Origin of the sequence: Pseudomonas sp. 58 R 3 (assembly GCF_900006605.1) — a bacterium.
Lineage (GTDB): Bacteria > Pseudomonadota > Gammaproteobacteria > Pseudomonadales > Pseudomonadaceae > Aquipseudomonas > Aquipseudomonas salomonii.
Genome location: NZ_CVTT01000059.1, coordinates 93,074 through 112,490 on the forward strand (window position 1 = coordinate 93,074; position 19,417 = coordinate 112,490).

The following is a 19,417-nucleotide window of genomic DNA, read 5'->3' on the forward strand; positions in this document are numbered from 1 at the left end:
TATTACTGCCCGTCAGATATGCAGGATGTATTCGCGAACCAGCTTGCTGCCGAAGTAGGCCAGCATCAGCAGGCAGAAACCGGCCAGGGTCCAGCGGATTGCCTTGTGCCCGCGCCAGCCGAGACGGTTACGCCCCCACAACAGCACGCTGAACACCACCCAGGCCAGGCACGCCAGCAGGGTTTTGTGCACCAGGTGCTGGGCGAACAGGTTCTCGACGAACAGCCAGCCGGAGATCAGCGACAGCGACAGCAACGTCCAACCGGCCCAGAGGAAACCAAACAGCAGGCTTTCCATGGTTTGCAGCGGCGGGAAGTTCTTGATCAGCCCGGAAGGGTGCTTGTTTTTAAGCTGGTGATCCTGCAGCAGCACGAGCAAGGCCTGGAACACCGCGATGGTGAACATGCCGTAGGCCAGGATCGACAACAGGATGTGCGCAAGGATGCCCGGCTCTTCGTCGATGACCTGCACGGTGCCGGTGGGCGTGAATTGCGCCAGCAGCACGGTCAGTATTCCCAGCGGGAATAGCAGCACCAGCAGGTTTTCGACCGGGATGCGGTAGCAGGCCAGCAGCGTCAGCGCGATGACGGCAGCGGCGATCAGGCTGGCGGCGCTGAAAAAGTCCAGGCCCAGGCCGACCGGCGTCATCAGGTGGTTGAACAGGCTCGCGGCGTGGGCCAGCAGGGCGACGACGCCCAGGCCTGCCAGCAGACGTTTGTCCGCTTTAGTGCCTTGGGCCAGACGAGTGCCCTGATAGAGAGTCGCAGCGGCATATAAAAGGGCGGCGGCGAGGCTGGGTAGCAAACTGGGTGACAAGGGGACCATAAATCCTGATAGACAAGCCCGAAAGGCGCTGAGTTTGGCACACACCTGCGCTGCACGAAAGACTCCCGGGCCAGACAGCGCGTGTGCAGCGGCGCAGTCTTCGCTATAATCCGCGACCTGCCCACGCCACAGGCGTGCTGAGCGCTGTTTTTAACAGCGGTTTACCACAGCCTGGGCCGCCATTACCTCGGTCACCACTGCATTTCGATGAATAGGGCCTGAAAGGATCGCGCATGTTTGAAAACTTGACTGACCGTCTCTCGCAGACGCTGCGCCATGTCACCGGCAAGGCCAAGCTGACCGAGGACAATATTAAAGACACCCTGCGTGAAGTGCGCATGGCGTTGCTGGAAGCCGACGTGGCCTTGCCTGTGGTCAAGGACTTCGTCAACTCGGTCAAAGAGCGCGCTGTGGGCACCGAAGTGTCCCGCAGCCTGACGCCGGGCCAGGCTTTTGTGAAGATCGTCCAGGCCGAACTCGAAAGCCTGATGGGCGCAGCCAACGAAGACTTGAACCTCAGCGCCGTTCCACCGGCCGTCGTGCTGATGGCCGGTCTGCAGGGTGCGGGTAAAACCACCACCGCCGGCAAGCTGGCGCGCTTCCTTAAAGAGCGCAAGAAAAAGTCGGTAATGGTTGTGTCGGCGGACGTGTACCGTCCGGCTGCGATCAAACAGCTGGAAATGCTCGCGGGCGAAGTGGGGGTGACCTTCTTCCCGTCCGACCTGAGCCAGAAGCCGGTCGACATCGCCAACGCGGCTATTAAAGAAGCCAAGCTCAAATTCATCGATGTGGTTATCGTCGATACCGCCGGTCGCCTGCACATCGATGAAGAGATGATGGGCGAGATCAAGGCGCTGCATGCCGCGATCAACCCGGTCGAGACGCTGTTCGTGGTCGACGCCATGACCGGCCAGGATGCGGCCAACACCGCCAAGGCTTTCGGCGACGCACTGCCGCTGACCGGCGTGATCCTGACCAAGGTCGACGGTGACGCCCGTGGCGGTGCTGCGCTGTCGGTGCGCGCCATCACCGGCAAGCCGATCAAGTTCATCGGTATGGGCGAGAAGAGCGAAGCGCTCGAACCGTTCCACCCGGAGCGTATCGCCTCACGCATTCTCGGCATGGGCGACGTGCTCAGCCTGATCGAGCAGGCCGAAGCCACGCTCGACAAGGACAAGGCCGACAAGCTGGCCAAGAAGCTGAAGAAGGGCAAGGGCTTCGACCTCGAAGACTTCCGTGACCAGCTGCAACAGATGAAGAACATGGGCGGCCTCGGCGGCCTGATGGACAAGCTGCCGAACATCGGCGGTGTGAACCTGGCGCAAATGGGCAACGCCCAGGGCGCGGCAGAGAAGCAGTTCAAGCAGATGGAAGCCATCATCAACTCCATGACCCCGGCCGAGCGCCGCGACCCTGAGCTGATCAGCGGTTCGCGCAAACGCCGGATCGCCATGGGTTCCGGCACCCAGGTGCAGGACATCGGTCGCTTGATCAAGCAGCACAAGCAGATGCAGAAGATGATGAAGAAATTCTCCGCCAAAGGCGGAATGGCCAAGATGATGCGCGGCATGGGCGGTATGTTGCCCGGCGGCGGCATGCCGAAAATGTAAAGAATTCGAGCGCAAGTCTGCTTGCGCTCCGCCCCACAGGGACGTGGGATCTCCAGCAAACCCGCGGTTAGCGGGAGCTGACTCGCCGTTTTAACCGACGGCTCTATAGCAGATCTGAGTGGCACGCTGATAGGCGCCAGAAAAAGACATTTGCAAAAGTCCGGATATTCCTTAGAATATGCGGCCTTTCGGGCACCTATGCCCGCTGTGCATTTAGATTTGCAGCACCGACTACAGGAACGATGTTCACATGCTAACAATCCGTCTTGCCCTTGGCGGCTCCAAAAAGCGCCCGTTTTACCACTTGACCGTAACCGACAGCCGCAACCCGCGCGACGGTTCGCACAAGGAACAGGTTGGTTTCTTCAACCCTGTTGCTCGTGGTCAAGAAGTTCGTCTGTCCGTGAACCAAGAGCGCGTAGCCTACTGGCTGAGCGTTGGCGCACAGCCATCCGAGCGCGTTGCAAAACTGTTGAAGGACTCGGCTAAGGCCGCAGCCTGAGCAATATGAACGCGACGCCAGCTGTTGCTGATGATTTGATCGTTATCGGCAAGATTTACTCTGTTCATGGCGTTCGCGGCGAAGTGAAGGTGTATTCCTTTACTGATCCGACTGAAAACCTGTTGCAGTACAAAACCTGGACGCTCAAGCGCGAAGGTAGTGTGAAACAGGTCGAGCTGGTCAGTGGACGCGGGAGCGATAAGTTCCTGGTCGCAAAGCTCAAGGGTCTTGATGACCGTGAAGAAGCTCGTCTTCTGGCCGGTTATGAGATCTGCGTGCCGCGCAACCTGTTCCCTGAATTGACCGACGGCGAGTACTACTGGTACCAGCTGGAAGGTCTGAAGGTTATTGATCAACTGGGGCAATTGCTCGGGAAAATCGATCATCTTCTGGAAACCGGCGCCAATGATGTAATGGTGGTCAAGCCTTGCGCTGGCAGCCTGGATGATCGCGAACGCCTGTTGCCTTATACCGGGCAATGCGTGTTGGCCGTCGACCTGGCCGCGGGCGAGATGAAGGTGGAATGGGACGCGGACTTCTAAGCGTGGCTAATTTGCGCATTGAAGTGATCAGTTTGTTTCCCGAGATGTTCTCCGCCATCAGCGAGTACGGCATCACCAGTCGGGCGGTGAAACAGGGGCTGTTGCAGCTTACCTGTTGGAACCCGCGAGACTACACGACGGATCGACATCACACTGTGGACGATCGCCCATTTGGCGGTGGCCCGGGCATGGTGATGAAGATCAAGCCCCTGGAAGATGCGTTGGTCGAGGCCAAGGCAGCCGCCGGGGAGAAGGCGAAGGTAATTTACCTGTCCCCTCAAGGCCGTCAGCTGAAACAGGCTGGCGTGCGCGAACTGGCGAATGAGGAGGCCTTAATCCTGATTGCCGGTCGCTATGAAGGCATTGACGAGCGTTTTATTGAAGCGCATGTCGATGAAGAGTGGTCGATTGGGGACTATGTCCTGTCTGGCGGCGAGCTGCCGGCGATGGTCCTGATAGATGCGGTTACACGACTGCTGCCTGGAGCTTTAGGGCATGCGGACTCTGCGGAGGAAGATTCCTTCACGGATGGTTTGCTGGATTGCCCGCACTACACCCGACCGGAGGTGTATGCGGATCAGCGTGTTCCCGACGTATTGCTAAGTGGCAATCACGCACACATCCGGCGTTGGCGTTTACAGCAGTCCCTTGGTCGGACCTATGAACGACGCGCCGATCTTCTGGAAAGCCGCTCGCTTTCTGGAGAAGAGAAGAAGCTGCTCGAGGAATACATCCTCGCGCGGGACGATAGTTAACAACGTATCGATGGTAGGTCCATTGACTTACCTTAGGAGCACAGCATGACTAACAAAATCATCCTTGCACTCGAAGCAGAGCAGATGACCAAAGAGATCCCTACCTTTGCCCCGGGCGACACTATTGTCGTTCAGGTGAAAGTGAAGGAAGGCGACCGTTCGCGTCTGCAAGCGTTCGAAGGCGTGGTAATCGCCAAGCGTAACCGTGGTGTGAACAGTGCTTTCACTGTTCGTAAAATCTCCAACGGTGTTGGCGTAGAGCGTACTTTCCAGACCTACAGCCCGCAAATCGACAGCATGGCCGTTAAGCGTCGCGGTGACGTACGTAAAGCCAAGCTGTACTACCTGCGTGACCTGTCCGGTAAAGCAGCTCGCATCAAGGAAAAACTGGCTTAAGTCCAGCTTCCCGATGCAGAAAAAAGCAGCCTGCGGGCTGCTTTTTTGTGCCTGAAATTTGTCTATTTGCCGGTATTTGGCCATGACCACCCGCCTCGAAGAAATCCAGCGACGCACTGACCTGTCCGTGACCCACGTGACCAAAGCCGTGTTCCCGCCGACCACCAACCACCACAACACGCTGTTCGGCGGCACTGCGCTGGCGTGGATGGATGAAGTGTCTTTCATCACCGCCACGCGCTTTTGCCGCTTGCCGCTGGTGACGGTGTCCACCGACCGTATCGACTTCAATCACGCGATCCCCGCCGGCTCCATCGTCGAGCTGATCGGCCGCGTAATCAAAGTGGGCAACACCAGCCTTAAGGTCGAGGTTGAAGTGTTCGTCGAGAGCATGAGTGCCGATGGCCGTGAAAAGGCGATCCAGGGCGTGTTCAGTTTTGTCGCGATTGATGCCGACAAACGCCCTGTGCCGGTGCTGCCTGGGTTTGTGGACTGACCCGAGACTGCTATCGCAGGCAGCTCCCACATTTAATCGGTGTTGATCATGCTATCAGGCAACACACAAAACCCATGTGGGAGCTGGCTTGCCTGCGATAGGATCTACCAAACACTCCAGTCATCAACCTGAGCCTCTATGCCCGCCATCGACCACCCTCTGATCGACCGCTTCCTCGACGCCCTGTGGCTGGAAAAAGGCCTGTCGGACAACACCCGGCAGGCCTATCGCAGCGACCTGGCTTTGTTCAATGGCTGGTTGCAGGAGAAAAACCTCGAGCTGATCAATGCCGGCCGTGAGTTGATCCTCGATCACCTGGCCTGGCGTTTGGAACAGAGCTACAAGCCGCGTTCCACGGCGCGATTTCTTTCGGGTGTGCGTGGGTTTTATCGCTATTTGCTGCGCGAAAAGCAGATTTCCGTCGACCCGACCCTGCAAATCGATATGCCTCAGCTCGGTAGGCCCTTGCCTAAATCCTTATCGGAAGCTGACGTGGACGCCTTGCTCGCCGCGCCCGATCTGAGCGAAGCCATCGGCCAGCGCGACCGCGCCATGCTGGAAGTCTTGTATGCCTGCGGCCTGCGCGTGACCGAGCTGATCAGCCTGACCCTGGAGCAAGTCAACCTGCGCCAGGGCGTGCTGCGCGTGATGGGTAAGGGCAGCAAGGAACGACTGGTGCCGATGGGCGAGGAGGCGATTGTGTGGGTGGAGCGCTATATGCGTGACGCCCGCAATGAGCTGCTCGGCGGGCGGCCCAGTGATGTGCTGTTCCCCAGCCTGCGCGGCGAGCAGATGACCCGCCAGACCTTCTGGCACCGTATCAAGCACCAGGCCAAAGTTGCCGGGATCGGCAAGGCGCTGTCGCCGCATACCTTGCGTCATGCATTCGCCACGCATTTGCTCAACCACGGCGCGGATTTGCGCGTGGTGCAAATGCTGCTGGGGCACAGCGACTTATCCACAACCCAGATCTACACTCACGTGGCACGCGCACGCTTGCAGGAAATGCACGCCAAGCACCACCCGCGCGGATAAAATCACCTCGGAAAAACCCCAATTTGCCCGTTGAAGCCTGCCCTTGGGCCCAACTGTGGTAGGCTTTGCCGGTTAGCAAAGGGGACGGCCACTGCCCGCGTTTCCAAGCGGTGTTCCACAGCCGTCCCTGCATCTGCCTTCAGGAGTTCCCATGCGCTTGACCCAGATTATTGCCGCCGCAGCGATTGCGTTGGTTTCCACCTTTGTTGTCGCCGATGACGCCGCCGAGCAAACCATTCGCAAGAGCCTGGCCAACCTGCAGCTCGACACCCCGATCGAAAGCATCAGCGCCAGCCCCATGGCCGGCCTGTATGAAGTCAAGCTCAAGGGCAGCCGTGTGCTGTACGCCAGCGCCGATGGCCAGTACATCGTTCAGGGCTACCTGTTCCAGCTTAAAGACGGCAAGCCGGTCAACCTGACCGAGAAAGCCGAGCGCCTGGGCGTGTCCAAGCTGATCAACGGCATTCCGGTGGCTGAAACCGTGGTGTACCCGGCCATTGGCGAGACCAAGACCCACATTACCGTGTTCACCGACACCACGTGCCCGTACTGCCACAAGCTGCACGCCGAAGTGCCTGCGCTGAACAAGGCCGGTATCGAAGTGCGCTACGTCGCATTCCCGCGCCAGGGCCTGGGTTCGCCGGGTGACGAGCAGCTGCAAGCCGTATGGTGTTCGGCCGACAAGAAATCGGCCATGGACAAAATGGTCGATGGCAAGGAAATCAAGGCAGCCAAATGTGCCAACCCGGTTTCCAAGCAGTTCGCCCTCGGCCAGTCGATTGGCGTGAACGGTACACCGGCCATCGTTTTGGCTGACGGTCAGGTGATTCCGGGCTACCAGCCGGCACCACAAGTTGCCAAACTGGCGCTCAGTGCCAAGTAAACCAGCATCGTCGAACCTTTGACGATCATGGCCCGCCGACCGTTCGACGGGCCATCAAATTGAAAGCCGCAGTTGTGCGGCTGTTTTCCACGGCCGACCTAGCGTCGGCCGTTTCATGGGGAGTTCTTCAGTGAAACCGGTCAAAGTAGGCATCTGTGGGTTAGGGACCGTCGGTGGCGGCACCTTCAACGTACTTCAGCGTAATGCTGAAGAAATTTCCCGCCGTGCAGGGCGTGGGATTGAAGTGGCGCAAATTGCCACGCGTACGCCAAAGCCTCAGTTCCAAACGACCGGTATTGCGATTACCAACGATGTCTTCGCCGTGGCCACCAACCCTGAAATCGATATCGTCATCGAGTTGGTCGGCGGCTATACCGTGGCCCGTGACCTGGTACTGCTGGCCATCGAGAATGGCAAGCACGTGGTCACCGCCAACAAGGCGTTGATCGCCGTGCACGGCAACGAGATTTTTGCCAAGGCGCGCGAGAAGGGCGTGATCGTCGCATTCGAAGCCGCCGTGGCCGGTGGCATCCCGGTGATCAAGGCGATCCGTGAAGGCCTGTCCGCCAACCGTATCAACTGGGTGGCCGGCATCATCAACGGCACCGGCAACTTCATCCTCACCGAAATGCGCGAGAAGGGCCGCACCTTCGAAGACGTGCTGGCCGAAGCCCAAGCCTTGGGTTACGCCGAAGCCGACCCGACCTTCGACGTGGAAGGTATCGACGCAGCGCACAAGCTGACCATTTTGGCGTCCATCGCCTTTGGTATTCCGCTGCAGTTCGACAAGGCCTACACCGAAGGCATCACCAAGCTGACCACCGCCGACGTGAACTACGCCGAAGCCCTGGGCTACCGCATCAAGCACCTCGGTGTGGCGCGCAGCACCCCGGCCGGTATCGAGTTGCGTGTACACCCGACGCTGATCCCGGCCGACCGCCTGATCGCCAACGTCAATGGCGTGATGAACGCCGTGATGGTCAACGGTGACGCCGCAGGTTCCACCTTGTTCTACGGCGCCGGCGCCGGCATGGAGCCGACCGCTTCGTCGGTGATTGCCGACCTGGTGGACGTGGTTCGCGCCATGACCAGCGACCCGGAAAACCGCGTGCCGCACCTGGCCTTCCAGCCGGATTCGCTGTCGGCCCACCCGATCCTGCCGATCGAAGCCTGCGAAAGCGCCTACTACCTGCGCATTCAGGCCAAGGACCATCCAGGCGTGTTGGCCCAGGTGGCCAGCATCCTCTCGGAGCGCGGCATCAACATCGAGTCGATCATGCAGAAGGAAGTCGAGGAACAAGACGGCCTGGTGCCGATGATCCTGCTGACCCACCGCGTGCTCGAGCAGCACATCAACGATGCCATCGCCGCGCTTGAAGCGTTGCAGGGCGTGGTTGGGCCGGTGGTGCGCATCCGTGTTGAACACCTGAACTAATCGTTTAGCGGCAAGGGCCCCACAAGTTCGGCGGCCCTTGTTCAGAATGCTCTAGAGGAGCCAGTCATGCGTTATATCAGCACCCGCGGCCAGGCACCGGCCCTGAACTTTGAAGACGTTTTGCTCGCCGGCCTTGCCACTGACGGCGGCCTGTATGTGCCGGAAAACCTGCCTCGTTTCACCCAGGAAGAAATCGCTTCGTGGGCCGGCCTGCCGTACCACGAACTGGCGTTCCGGGTGATGCGCCCGTTCGTTACCGGCAGCATTCCGGATGCCGATTTTAAAAAGATTCTGGAAGAAACCTATGGCGTGTTTTCCCACAACGCCATCGCGCCACTGCGCCAGCTGAATGGCAACGAATGGGTATTGGAGCTGTTCCACGGTCCGACCCTGGCCTTCAAGGACTTCGCCCTGCAACTGCTGGGTCGCTTGCTCGACTACGTGCTGGAAAAACGCGGCGAGCGTGTGGTGATCATCGGTGCCACCTCCGGTGATACCGGCTCGGCGGCCATCGAAGGTTGCAAGCACTGCGAGAACGTCGACATCTTCATCCTGCACCCGCACAAGCGCGTGTCGGAAGTGCAGCGCCGCCAGATGACCACCATCTTCGGCGAGAACATCCATAACATCGCCATCGAAGGCAACTTCGATGACTGCCAGGAAATGGTCAAGAACAGCTTCGCTGACCAGAGCTTCCTCAAAGGTACGCGTCTGGTGGCGGTGAACTCGATCAACTGGGCGCGGATCATGGCCCAGATCGTCTACTACTTCCACGCCTCCCTGCAGTTGGGCGGCCCGGCGCGTTCGGTGTCGTTCTCGGTGCCGACCGGAAACTTTGGCGACATCTTCGCCGGTTACCTGGCGCGCAACATGGGCTTGCCGATCAATCAGTTGATCGTCGCCACCAACCGCAACGACATCCTGCACCGCTTCATGAGCGGCAACCAGTACGTCAAGGAAACCCTGCACGCCACGCTGTCGCCGTCGATGGACATCATGGTTTCGTCGAACTTCGAACGCCTGCTGTTCGACATGCACGGTCGCAACGGTTCGGCGATTGCCGGCTTGATGGACACCTTCAAGAGCGGTGGCGGTTTCAGCGTTGATGAAGAGCGCTGGACCGAAACCCGCAAGCTCTTCGACTCCCTGGCCGTGGACGATGCGCAAACCTGCGAAACCATCGCCGAGGTCTACGCGCAGACCGGCGAGCTGCTCGACCCGCACACTGCCATCGGTGTGAAGGCCGCACGCGAATGCCGTCGCAGCCTGGACATCCCGATGGTGATTCTGGGCACCGCCCACCCGGTCAAATTCCCGGAAGCGGTGGAGAAGGCCGGTGTTGGCAAGGCGCTGGAACTGCCTCAGCACCTGGCTGACCTGTTCGAGCGCGAAGAGCGCTGCACCGTGCTGGCCAATGACCTGAAAGCCGTGCAGGCGTTTGTCAGCCAGCATGGCAATCGCGGCAAGCCACTCTGACCCGCCGGTTATTGCGCAGCAGATCAAGCCCGTCTTCGTGACGGGCTTTTTCATTCTGGCCATAGAGGGTGTGCCCGCTCGTCACGCGCCAGCCCATCAGGAACATCGGGCGGTCGTCGGCACAGCGCCAGACGCGGCTTTCAAGGCGGGCGCCGAGGGGCATCCTGGGGTTCCAGCTTGTGGGTGGTTGTTTTCTCTCTGTCATCTTTGCCGTGCATGCTCGATTGACTCGGGCAGGTGACGACACAAAAGGTCGAACTTTCTGCTGCGGGCACGGGTCACTTGAATGTCAGCATCTTAGTGACATTTTTGTTTTTCGAACTTTATTCGAATGATTGAGTGGTGATCGAGATGGAAAGTATCAGCCTATTGCTCGAAGAAGCACTGAGCCCTTATCAGGTTACGTTGACCACCTCGGGTGTGCAGGACGAGTGCCTGGTGACCGTGAAGAATCCGGCTGGCGCTATTGTCGTCGAGCGGGAAGTCGATCGGGCGCAATTGACGGATAAGCGCGTGCTGGTGGATGTGGTCGATTGCCTGCTGCGCGACCTTAAAATCGCCGAAGGGCGCCTGGAACCGTCGGTGATTGCCGCCTTGCGCAACGCCGCACAGACTCGCGGCAGCGCGCTCGCATGAAGAATTGTTTAATTGGCGAAACTTCCTACGCCATGCCCGGTCAGATTTTTTAACAACAAGAGCAAACATTGTGCTCCGGTGTTTGTGGCTTGTTGTACTGGTCTTTGTAGGCCACGTTTAACCCCGAAGTGTCTCCCCACTCTTCGGGGTTTCTTTTTGCCTGGGATTTATCCGGCACAGGCTCAAGGCTCGGGGGAGTTCAGGAAAAAGCTCGGGTTATCCAACAAATACTGTTCACGCATTGCTGGGTCTAACCACGAAGCGTAGGACTGTTGCACTTGCTCCAGTGGGATCTCACCCAACGCCTGATCGATTCGCTGTATGGCCTGGCGACCTTGAGGCGTGTTGGAGCAGCCGATATGCGTGCGCTGGTAAGGCGCTGAACCCTTGATGGGAAAGAACAGCAGGTCCTGGGCCGCAATCCCCTGTTGCTGGGCGTGATAGCGGATTTCCGGCGGGTAGCCCAGCACGGCCTCAAGTCGCCCCAGGCGTTGCATCTGCAACAGGCTGCCCAGGGCGTCATTGCCATAATGCAGGGTCAGGGTGTGCGGGTCAGCGTGCTTGAGCTGTTCATCGACGGTGGGGCCGTAGCTGCGTTCGGCGGTGGCGCCGATGCGCGCCTTATGGGCTTTGAGAAAGGCTTGCAGGTCAAACTGACCCTCGACGATATAGGGCGCCATGGCCGCCTGTTGGCTGCGCGGGATCGTCACCCCATTGCTGACCGCCACGAATGCCTGGGCGGAAAACACCACGTACTGGGCGCGCTCTGGCGTCCACAGCAGCGATGGATCACAGGTCAGGGGTTGAGCACGCAACATTTGAATGCCGCGCGCGCGGTTGACGTGCATCACTTGATGCCGATACTCCGGCAGGTGCTCCATGAGCAGCGGCAACAGTTGGTCGAGTGCGCCCTGGTTTTTTTGCGGGCCTTCGAAGATGGTCATTGGCGGCAGGTCGCGCAGCAGCCAGGTCATTGTGTTCTCGGCCCGTGCCGAGAGCGACCAACTGCCGAGCAATATGCTTACAAGCAGCAAGCGGATGTACGGGCGAACCATCAGATCGCGCCATCCTCACGCAAACGGGTAATGGCGGCGGCGTCGTAACCCAGCTCATTGAGCACCGTGCTGTTGTGCTCACCCAACTGCGGCCCAACCCATTCGCAACTGCCTGGCGTCTCGGAGAGCTTGGGCACGATGCCGGGCATTTTGAAGTCCTTGCCACCTGGCAACTGCGCCTTGAGGAACATTTCCCGGGCCAGAAACTGCGGGTCGCCGAGCATGTCTTCGGCACTGTAGATACGGCTGGCGGGCACTTCGGCCTTGTTCAGTTGTTCGACCACTTGTTCCAGCGGCAGCGAGTTGACCCAGCGATCAATCACCCCATAAAGCTCGTCACGGCGGCTGTCGCGCCCGTCATTGCTGGCCAGGGCCGGGTCGTTGGCCAGGTCGTCGCGGCCGATGGCGCTCATGAAGCGCTTGAAGATCGCATCGCCATTGGCGCCGATCTGCACATGCTTGCCGTCAGCACTGGTATGAATCGAAGAAGGCGTGATGCCGGGCATGATGTTGCCGGTGCGCTCGCGGATAAACCCGAACACGTCGAACTCCGGGATCATGCTTTCCATCATCGCGAAGATGGCTTCGTACAGCGCCACATCCACCACTTGGCCGAGCCCGCCGTTGACTTCCCGGTGCCGCAGCGCCATCAGCGCGCCGATTACCGCCCACAGGGCCGCAATGGAATCGCCGATGGAAATTCCGGTGCGCACCGGCGGGCGGTCTTCGAAGCCGGTGATATAGCGCAAACCGCCCATGGACTCGCCCACCGCACCAAAGCCCGGCTGGTCTTTCATCGGCCCGGTCTGGCCGAAACCGGAGAGGCGGACCATCACCAGCTTGGGGTTCAGCGCGTGCAGGGTTTCCCAGCTCAAACCGAGTTTTTCCAGTACACCGGGGCGGAAGTTTTCGATCAGGATGTCGGCGTCCGCCAGCAGCTGTTTAAGAATCGCCAGGCCATCCGGGTGTTTGAGATTCAGGGTCAGCGACTTTTTATTGCGCGCCTGCACAAACCACCACAGCGAGGTGCCTTCGTACAGCTTGCGCCACTTGCGCAGCGGGTCGCCGCCATCGGGGGATTCGACCTTGACCACTTCGGCACCGAATTCGGCGCAGATGCGTGAGGCGAACGGGCCGGCGATCAGGGTGCCCAGTTCGATGACTTTCAGGCCGGCGAGCGGTTTGGCATTAAACGACATGAGGATCCTTAGCAAGCAGGGGCGGTGGTGTCATGCCTTTTAACATAGGCGAGCGGCCCAGGGATAAGCATGATGCAGCGCAGTATTCGTTCAATGGCTGCCCCATCGGTTAGACTGGCGACCTTTCCCTGTCTTTAGAAGCCCGTTCATGGCCCAGCCGTCCACGACCTACAAATTCGAACTCAACCTCACCGACCTCGACCGTTCGGTGTACGAGAGCGTCAAACAGACCATCGCCCGCCACCCTTCGGAAACCGAAGAACGCATGACCGTGCGGCTGCTGGCCTACGCCCTTTGGTACAACGAGCAGTTGGCGTTCGGGCGTGGCCTGTCAGATGTAGACGAGCCGGCCCTGTGGGAAAAAAGCCTGGATGATCGGGTGCTGCACTGGATTGAAGTCGGCCAGCCTGACGCCGACCGCTTGACCTGGTGCTCACGCCGTACCGAGCGCACCAGCCTGCTGGCCTATGGCAGCTTGCGTGTATGGGAAGGCAAGGTGGTGCCGGTGGCCAATAACCTCAAGAACGTCCACATCGCCGCCGTGCCGCAGGAAGTCCTCGAGACCCTGGCCAAGGACATGCCGCGCGTGATCAAGTGGGACGTGATGATCAGCGAAGGCACCATTTTTGTGACTGACGACCGTGGCCAGCATGAAGTGCAATTGCAATGGCTGGTTGGCGAACGCGGCTGAAGAGGTACAGCTTCAAGCGGCAAGCTTGAATCTTGCAGCTCATTACTAATATCCACTACAGAGAATTCCCCTTCGTCCCATGCGTATCGATCCTCGCCCGTTGCCCGCTGTCCTGCCGTTTCTCGGTGAATTGCCACCGCTGTTGACCCGTCTCTACGCCGCACGCGGTGTGCAGTCTGAGGCTGAGCTGGACAAGAGCCTGGCGCGGTTGATTCCCTACCAGCAACTCAAGGGCATCGACGCGGCGGTAGACCTGCTGGTGACGGCCCTGGAGCAGCGCCAGCGCATCCTTATCGTCGGTGACTTCGACGCCGATGGTGCCACGGCCAGTACCGTGGGCACGTTGGGCCTGCGTTTGCTGGGTGCGGCCCATGTCGATTACCTGGTGCCCAACCGCTTCGAATACGGCTACGGCCTGACCCCGGAAATCGTCGCGGTGGCGCTGCAGCGCGAGCCGCAGCTGCTGATCACTGTGGATAACGGCATCTCCAGCGTTGAAGGCGTGGCGGCGGCGAAGGCCGCCGGGTTGCAGGTATTGGTCACCGACCACCACTTGCCGGGCGATGAATTGCCGGCGGCGGATGCCATCGTCAACCCGAATCAGCCTGGCTGTGAGTTCCCCAGCAAGGCGCTGGCCGGCGTGGGGGTGATCTTCTACGTGCTGATGGCCCTGCGCGCGCGGTTGCGCAGCCTGGGCTGGTACGACAACAAACCGCAGCCGAACATCGGCGAGCTGCTCGACCTGGTCGCCCTGGGCAGCGTCGCTGACGTGGTGCCGCTGGATGCCAACAACCGCATCCTGGTGCACCAAGGCCTGGAGCGTATTCGTGCCGGGCGTGCGCGGCCGGGGATCAAGGCGATCCTCGAAGTGGCCAAGCGTGACCACGCGCGTATCACCTCCACCGACCTCGGTTTTATCCTCGGGCCACGCCTCAATGCGGCGGGGCGCCTGGATGATATGAGCCTGGGCATCGAATGCCTGCTCACCAGTGACGTGGCGGCGGCACGGGAAATGGCCGCGCAACTGGACGGCATGAACCAGGACCGCAAATCCATCGAGCAAGGCATGCAGCGCGAGGCCCTGGCCCAGCTCAAGGACTTGCCGGTGGAGTCGATGCCTTACGGCTTGTGCCTGTTCGACCCGGAATGGCACCAAGGTGTGATCGGTATTCTGGCGTCGCGCATGAAAGAGCGGTATTTCCGCCCGACCATCGCCTTCGCCGACGCCGGTGATGGCCTGCTCAAGGGCTCAGGGCGCTCTGTACAGGGTTTTCACATCCGTGATGCCCTGGCGGTGGTCGCCAGCCAGCATCCCAACCTGATCGCCAAATACGGCGGCCACGCCATGGCCGCCGGCCTGACCTTGCCCGAGGAAAACTTCCCACTGTTTGCCGAAGCCTTTGATGCCGAAGTGCGCCGGCAACTGTGTGAAGAAGACCTCACCGGTCGCCTGTTGACCGACGGTACGTTGGCGGTGGAAGAGTTTCACCTGGAACTGGCGCGTGCCCTGCGACATGCAGGGCCATGGGGCCAGCACTTTCCCGAGCCGTTGTTTCACGGTGTGTTTCAGCTGGTGGAACAGCGTGTGGTTGGCGAGCGGCACCTTAAAGTGGTGCTCAAGAGCGAATGCGGGTCAGTGAAGCTCGATGGCATTGCGTTTGGTGTGGACCGTGAAGTCTGGCCGAACCCGACGGTGCGTTGGGTGGAGTTGGCCTACAAGCTGGATGTGAACGAGTTTCGTGGCAATGAAACTGTGCAGCTGATGATTGCGCATATCGAACCGCGCTAGCGCTTATTAACACCGCAAAACAACTGTGGGAGCTGGCTCCCACAGTTTTAATCCGCGTACAGGTCGGATTACTCGGCCTTGTCCTTCGCCTGGTGCTTCACAATGATATCCACCAAACGCTGAGCCAGCGCCGGGTAGTTCTCATCAAAGTGATGCCCGCCCGGCAGCTTCACCGCCTCGCCCACAGCCGTGGTATCGGTGCAGCCACTCTCGTTGACTTCTTCAGCACCGTAGATGCACACCACTTTGTCCGCCGGCAGCTTGGCCATTTCCGGGCCGGTGGCGGCTTCTTTGCCGGCGTTGCCCAGCCAGCCTTCCACTTCGATTTCAAAGCTGCCGGTGCGTGCAAAGGCGAGCAGGATGATGGCGTCGACACGTTGCTGTTCGCTTTCCGGCATGCGGTTGTAGATCGCCGGCAATACGTCTGCGCCGAACGAATAGCCGGTTAGTACGAAGCGTTTGGTGCCCCACTTCTGGCGGTAGTGCTGCATCAGCTCGGTGAGGTCTTTGGCGCTTTGTTCCGGGGTCTTGTGCTGCCAGTAGTAGCGCAAGGTGTCGATGCCGACCACCGGGTAGCCGATCTTGGCCATTTCACCGGCTACATCGCGGTCCAGGTCACGCCAGCCGCCATCACCGGAGAGGAACAGGGTAACGGTGTCCTTGGCTTGGCCGGCCGGTACTTCGACCACCGGAATCGCCAGGCCGCCGTTATCCGAACCGACCAATTGCTTGCGCAGTTCGTTGTTCAACACTTGCGGGTAGTGAATGTCGTAGTCGCTGATGCTGGTCGTCGCGCGCGGTGTATCGCGGACGAAACTGGCGCTTTCATCGTCAGGGTTATCGTTCCACGCCACCAGCCAGTTGCCGTGGGCGGAGGTTTTCGGCAGTGGGTCCTTGCAGCCTTCCTGCACCAGGGCGAAGCCGACGGAGATGGCGTTGGCCTTGTCGTCGTTCTGTGACGCCAGCCAGCGCCAGGCGAGCGCGGCGCCAGGGCCGATACCGCTCACCAGCGTCGCCGGGCCTTTAAGCTGGGCCAGGGCGCTTTGCAGGGCTTGTTCCTGCAGCTTGCAGTCATCTTTTGGCAGGATCACTTGCACGATCTGCGCCGAGCCGCCCTGGCTCAGGGCAATCAGCTGGCTGTCGCTCAAGGTTTCGTCGGCCATTACGGCCACGGCCACGCGGGCCTTGGCCGAGCCGTTAGGCGTCACACGGGTCATCACCGAACCGTCGGCCTGGGGCAGTTGTTCCAGGGTCGGTTGCGGGGCAGGGCGGTTCCAGTACCAAAAGCCACCCGCCGCGATCAGCGCGAGCAGCACTACTAAGGCCAATACATACCGCCAGGAGCGTCGAATCATCAGCGTTTCACCAATCCAGTCAAGCCGCCCGCAATCAGGGCGGCGGTATCGGCCAGTGCCACCAGCGGATCAAGTCCTGCGGGCACGGCCATATAACGAGGTTCCCAGTCAGGCTGGAACTTGTCTTTGAAGCGGCGCAAACCTTGGAAGTTATACAGCTGCTCGCCACGGCGGAACACCATCGAGCCCAAGCGTTGGGTCAGTGGCGCACCACGGCGCGGTTGCAGGCCCGACAACGGCACCATGCCGAGGCTGAAGCGGGCGTAGTCGTGGTTCTTATAATGTTGAATCAGGCCAACCATCATGAATTCCATGGTCAGCTTCGGCGCGTCCGGGTGCGCACGCATCAGGTCGAGACTGGCCAGGTCATGGTTGTAGGTCTCGAGCAGGTTGGCGAAGGCTACCGGGCGACCTTCGAAGCGAATGATCGCGATGCGAAAGTGCTTGAGGTAGTCGTCGCTGAAACGTCCCAGGGAGAAGCCTTTTTCCCGCACGTTCTTGCCGGTCAGCCAGGCATCGGAGATGACTTTGAGCTCATCCATCGGCGCCTGGCCCGGGTCGCAGATCTCCAGGGACAAGCCGTCCCGGGTGCCACGGTTCCAGGTGTAGCGCAGGTCCTTCATCTCTTTGCCCTTGGCTTCCAGGTCAAAGCGTTTGAGGTCGACGCGGGCTTCTTCGCCCAGCTTGATCGCGGTGAGGCCGATGTCCATGTAGTACGGCAGGTTTTCGGCGCGTACCTGGTAGAACACGGGGCGTGCGTGATGGATGTCGCACAGGTCACGGAACTGCCAGATCATCTCCGCGCGGGGCTGAGTCGGGCCGATCGGGTCGTACAAGGCCACCAGGCTGCGCCCGCGACGGGCGTACATCAGGAAGGCTTCATCATTGGGGTGAAACAGCAACGCCTTGTCGCCGGTCAGCGCCAGGCCGCCGTCAGGTTGCGAGGAGGCCATCAGGATCTTGGTGGCGCGCTCCAGCTCATCCGGGGTCGGCAGGTGGATCACCGGGCGGGCGGTGCGCAACAGCCAGGTCAACGACACGATGACCAGCAACACCGCCGCACCCAGCAACGAACGCAGGCCCCGTGGGGCGTTGGCGTCCAGGGTGAACTGCCACCACAGTTGATGGCTGTACGGCACATCTTGATAGGCAAACAGCAGCAGCCAGATCGAGGCGCCCAGCACGCAGACGCTGGCCACCAGGTACAGCGGCGAGAACGGCAGTTCAGTCAGGCGGCTGGCGCGGTAAAACGAGCGACGGAAGATCGCCAGCAGCACGGCGGTCATGGTCATCAGGCTGGCTTCTTCCCAGTCAAAACCCTTGAGCAGCGAGAGCAGGGCGCCGGTCAGCAGCAGCACCATGGTCAGCATCCAGGCCGCCGACAAACGTCGACGCAGGCCTTGGGCGAGCAGCAGGCACAACACGCCGATCAGGCTGGCACCGAAGTGCGAGGCATCAATCAGGCGGTGGGGAATCAGGAACCCGATGTTTTCCAGGCGTGAGTCGATTTCCGGCGTGGCGCCGGAAAAAAGCAGGACCACGCCGGACAAAAAAACCAGTACGGCCAGCACCGGCGCCGCCAGGCCCGATGCAACCCGCAGGCTTTGCTGGGTCTGGAACAGGCGCTGGGCTTCGTTGACCAGCAGGAAGATACAGGCGATCAGCAGCGGCAGCACCACGTAGATCATCCGGTACAGCAGCAGGGCCGCGGCCAATGGCGCGGCGCCGAGTTTGTCGGCAAACGCGGCCAGCAGAATTGCCTCGAACACACCCACGCCGCCCGGCACATGGCTGAGTACACCGGCCGCCAGGGCCAGCAGGTACACCAGCAGGAACGGGCCGAATGGCGGCGCTTCGGGCAGCAACATATAAAGGACGGTGGCGGCAGCGGCCACATCCAGCGCGGTAATGATCAGTTGCAGGAAGGTCAGGCGGCGGCCGGGCAGGCGCAGCGTGCGACGCCCGGCCTTGACCAGCAGGTTGTCCGGGTAAGGCTGCTCCGGCAGGCGGCGGCGATAAATGCCGATGCACAGCGCAACTGACAGCAGCAGCACCACGCCGGCAATGCCGCCGAGCAGGCCTTGGGACACGTGCAGGTAGGTCGAGGCCGCCGGCAAGTTACTCAAGGTGGCCAGTGCAGCCAGCGGCGGCAGGGCGGTGCCCAGGGCCAGGCTGGCAAATACGGTCATGTGCGCCACTTCCGAGGCGCCGATGCCGTGGCGTGCATATAAACGGTAGCGCACCGAGCCGCCGGAGAGCATCGACAGGCCAATGGCATTGCCGATGGCAAAGGCGGTGAAGCCGCCCATGGCCAGGGTTTTGGCCGGCAGCTTTACGCCGGCATAACGCGCGCCGGAGAATTCATAGCCCAATAGAATGACGAAACCGGCGACCGCCGCGGCAAATGCGCCGAGCAAGGCAGGCTTGGGCACTTCCAGGATCGAGTCGTGGAGCGCGTAAAGATCGAGTTCCAGCAGCAGGTGTCGGCAGGCGATCAGGGCGATAGCGAACAACAGCAGAGTGACGGCCAGCCCAATGGGTTGACGGTATTTGCTCAACAGATCCAGCCAACGCAAACGGGTGGGAGTAATCGGTTGTTCCGCTGTGACGGTGTCTTGTGGTTCAGACGAGTTGGCGCGCATCAATCACCTCGTGGATTGTGCGCGACAGGATGGAGGTATCCAGCCAAGTTACCAATCCCTATGGACAAAATAATTACAAATATTAACGCTTATCG

Annotated in this window: 19 protein-coding genes; 13 read left to right on the forward strand and 6 right to left on the reverse strand. The window is 60.4% G+C overall.

Annotation, left to right across the window (positions count from 1 at the left end; all coding sequences use genetic code 11):
• Positions 1-12: 12 nt before the first annotated feature.
• A complete protein-coding gene (gene ccsA / locus BFP92_RS16995) occupies positions 13-816 on the reverse strand; it encodes a cytochrome C assembly family protein (RefSeq protein ID WP_170875846.1) in 804 nt (267 codons plus the stop codon).
• 242 nt (positions 817-1,058) lie between these two features.
• On the opposite strand from ccsA, the gene ffh reads away from it, so the two are divergent.
• From ffh to thrC, 10 genes are all read left to right on the forward strand, one after another.
• On the forward strand, positions 1,059-2,435 hold the full coding sequence (gene ffh, locus BFP92_RS17000; protein ID WP_003193965.1) for a signal recognition particle protein: 1,377 nt from the start codon (positions 1,059-1,061) through the stop codon (positions 2,433-2,435).
• A gap of 250 nt (positions 2,436-2,685) precedes the next feature.
• Entirely contained in the window at positions 2,686-2,937 is a 252-nt protein-coding gene (gene rpsP, locus BFP92_RS17005; RefSeq protein ID WP_003175899.1) for a 30S ribosomal protein S16, read from the forward strand.
• Between the two features lie 5 nt (positions 2,938-2,942).
• The gene (rimM, locus tag BFP92_RS17010; RefSeq protein WP_056858695.1) at positions 2,943-3,479 is read left to right on the forward strand and encodes a ribosome maturation factor RimM; all 537 of its coding nucleotides are present in this window, start codon (positions 2,943-2,945) and stop codon (positions 3,477-3,479) included.
• Positions 3,461-4,234, forward strand: a complete 774-nt coding sequence (trmD, locus tag BFP92_RS17015) for a tRNA (guanosine(37)-N1)-methyltransferase TrmD (RefSeq protein ID WP_170875847.1) — start codon at positions 3,461-3,463, stop codon at positions 4,232-4,234. The genes rimM and trmD overlap by 19 nt, the downstream gene beginning before the upstream one ends.
• 45 nt (positions 4,235-4,279) lie before the next feature.
• Positions 4,280-4,630, forward strand: a complete 351-nt coding sequence (rplS, locus tag BFP92_RS17020; RefSeq protein ID WP_003175895.1) for a 50S ribosomal protein L19 — start codon at positions 4,280-4,282, stop codon at positions 4,628-4,630.
• An 82-nt stretch (positions 4,631-4,712) separates the two neighbouring features.
• The gene (locus BFP92_RS17025) at positions 4,713-5,126 is read left to right on the forward strand and encodes an acyl-CoA thioesterase (protein WP_003193963.1); all 414 of its coding nucleotides are present in this window, start codon (positions 4,713-4,715) and stop codon (positions 5,124-5,126) included.
• 138 nt (positions 5,127-5,264) lie between these two features.
• On the forward strand, positions 5,265-6,161 hold the full coding sequence (gene xerD, locus BFP92_RS17030) for a site-specific tyrosine recombinase XerD (RefSeq protein WP_065930392.1): 897 nt from the start codon (positions 5,265-5,267) through the stop codon (positions 6,159-6,161).
• Between the two features lie 151 nt (positions 6,162-6,312).
• Positions 6,313-7,044 carry a thioredoxin fold domain-containing protein gene (locus BFP92_RS17035; protein WP_058422696.1) on the forward strand — a complete coding sequence of 244 codons (732 nt, stop codon included), beginning with the start codon at positions 6,313-6,315 and terminating at the stop codon, positions 7,042-7,044.
• 130 nt (positions 7,045-7,174) lie between these two features.
• Entirely contained in the window at positions 7,175-8,479 is a 1,305-nt protein-coding gene (locus tag BFP92_RS17040) for a homoserine dehydrogenase (protein WP_056858691.1), read from the forward strand.
• Between the two features lie 66 nt (positions 8,480-8,545).
• Positions 8,546-9,955 carry a threonine synthase gene (gene thrC, locus BFP92_RS17045; RefSeq protein WP_056858690.1) on the forward strand — a complete coding sequence of 470 codons (1,410 nt, stop codon included), beginning with the start codon at positions 8,546-8,548 and terminating at the stop codon, positions 9,953-9,955.
• On the opposite strand, the gene BFP92_RS31300 is transcribed toward thrC, so the two are convergent.
• Positions 9,921-10,118, reverse strand: a complete 198-nt coding sequence (locus tag BFP92_RS31300) for a hypothetical protein (protein WP_122527260.1) — start codon at positions 10,116-10,118, stop codon at positions 9,921-9,923. The genes thrC and BFP92_RS31300 overlap by 35 nt on opposite strands.
• Before the next feature lie 188 nt (positions 10,119-10,306).
• Here BFP92_RS31300 and BFP92_RS17050 point away from each other — a divergent pair, with 188 nt between their 5' ends.
• Entirely contained in the window at positions 10,307-10,591 is a 285-nt protein-coding gene (locus tag BFP92_RS17050) for a DUF3509 domain-containing protein (protein ID WP_065930486.1), read from the forward strand.
• A 182-nt stretch (positions 10,592-10,773) separates the two neighbouring features.
• On the opposite strand, the gene BFP92_RS17055 is transcribed toward BFP92_RS17050, so the two are convergent.
• On the reverse strand, positions 10,774-11,646 hold the full coding sequence (locus tag BFP92_RS17055) for a TIGR02285 family protein (protein ID WP_065930393.1): 873 nt from the start codon (positions 11,644-11,646) through the stop codon (positions 10,774-10,776).
• Entirely contained in the window at positions 11,646-12,845 is a 1,200-nt protein-coding gene (locus BFP92_RS17060) for a CaiB/BaiF CoA transferase family protein (RefSeq protein WP_056858688.1), read from the reverse strand. Before BFP92_RS17060 ends, BFP92_RS17055 begins: the two co-directional genes overlap by 1 nt.
• Before the next feature lie 148 nt (positions 12,846-12,993).
• Here BFP92_RS17060 and BFP92_RS17065 point away from each other — a divergent pair, with 148 nt between their 5' ends.
• Entirely contained in the window at positions 12,994-13,536 is a 543-nt protein-coding gene (locus BFP92_RS17065) for a YaeQ family protein (protein ID WP_003193952.1), read from the forward strand.
• Between the two features lie 79 nt (positions 13,537-13,615).
• A complete protein-coding gene (recJ, locus tag BFP92_RS17070) occupies positions 13,616-15,325 on the forward strand; it encodes a single-stranded-DNA-specific exonuclease RecJ (protein ID WP_065930394.1) in 1,710 nt (569 codons plus the stop codon).
• Positions 15,326-15,393: 68 nt separating this feature from the next.
• On the opposite strand, the gene BFP92_RS17075 is transcribed toward recJ, so the two are convergent.
• Entirely contained in the window at positions 15,394-16,680 is a 1,287-nt protein-coding gene (locus tag BFP92_RS17075) for a virulence factor family protein (protein WP_065930395.1), read from the reverse strand.
• Positions 16,680-19,322, reverse strand: a complete 2,643-nt coding sequence (gene mprF, locus BFP92_RS17080; RefSeq protein ID WP_065930396.1) for a bifunctional lysylphosphatidylglycerol flippase/synthetase MprF — start codon at positions 19,320-19,322, stop codon at positions 16,680-16,682. The genes BFP92_RS17075 and mprF overlap by 1 nt, the downstream gene beginning before the upstream one ends.
• Positions 19,323-19,417: the final 95 nt, after the last annotated feature.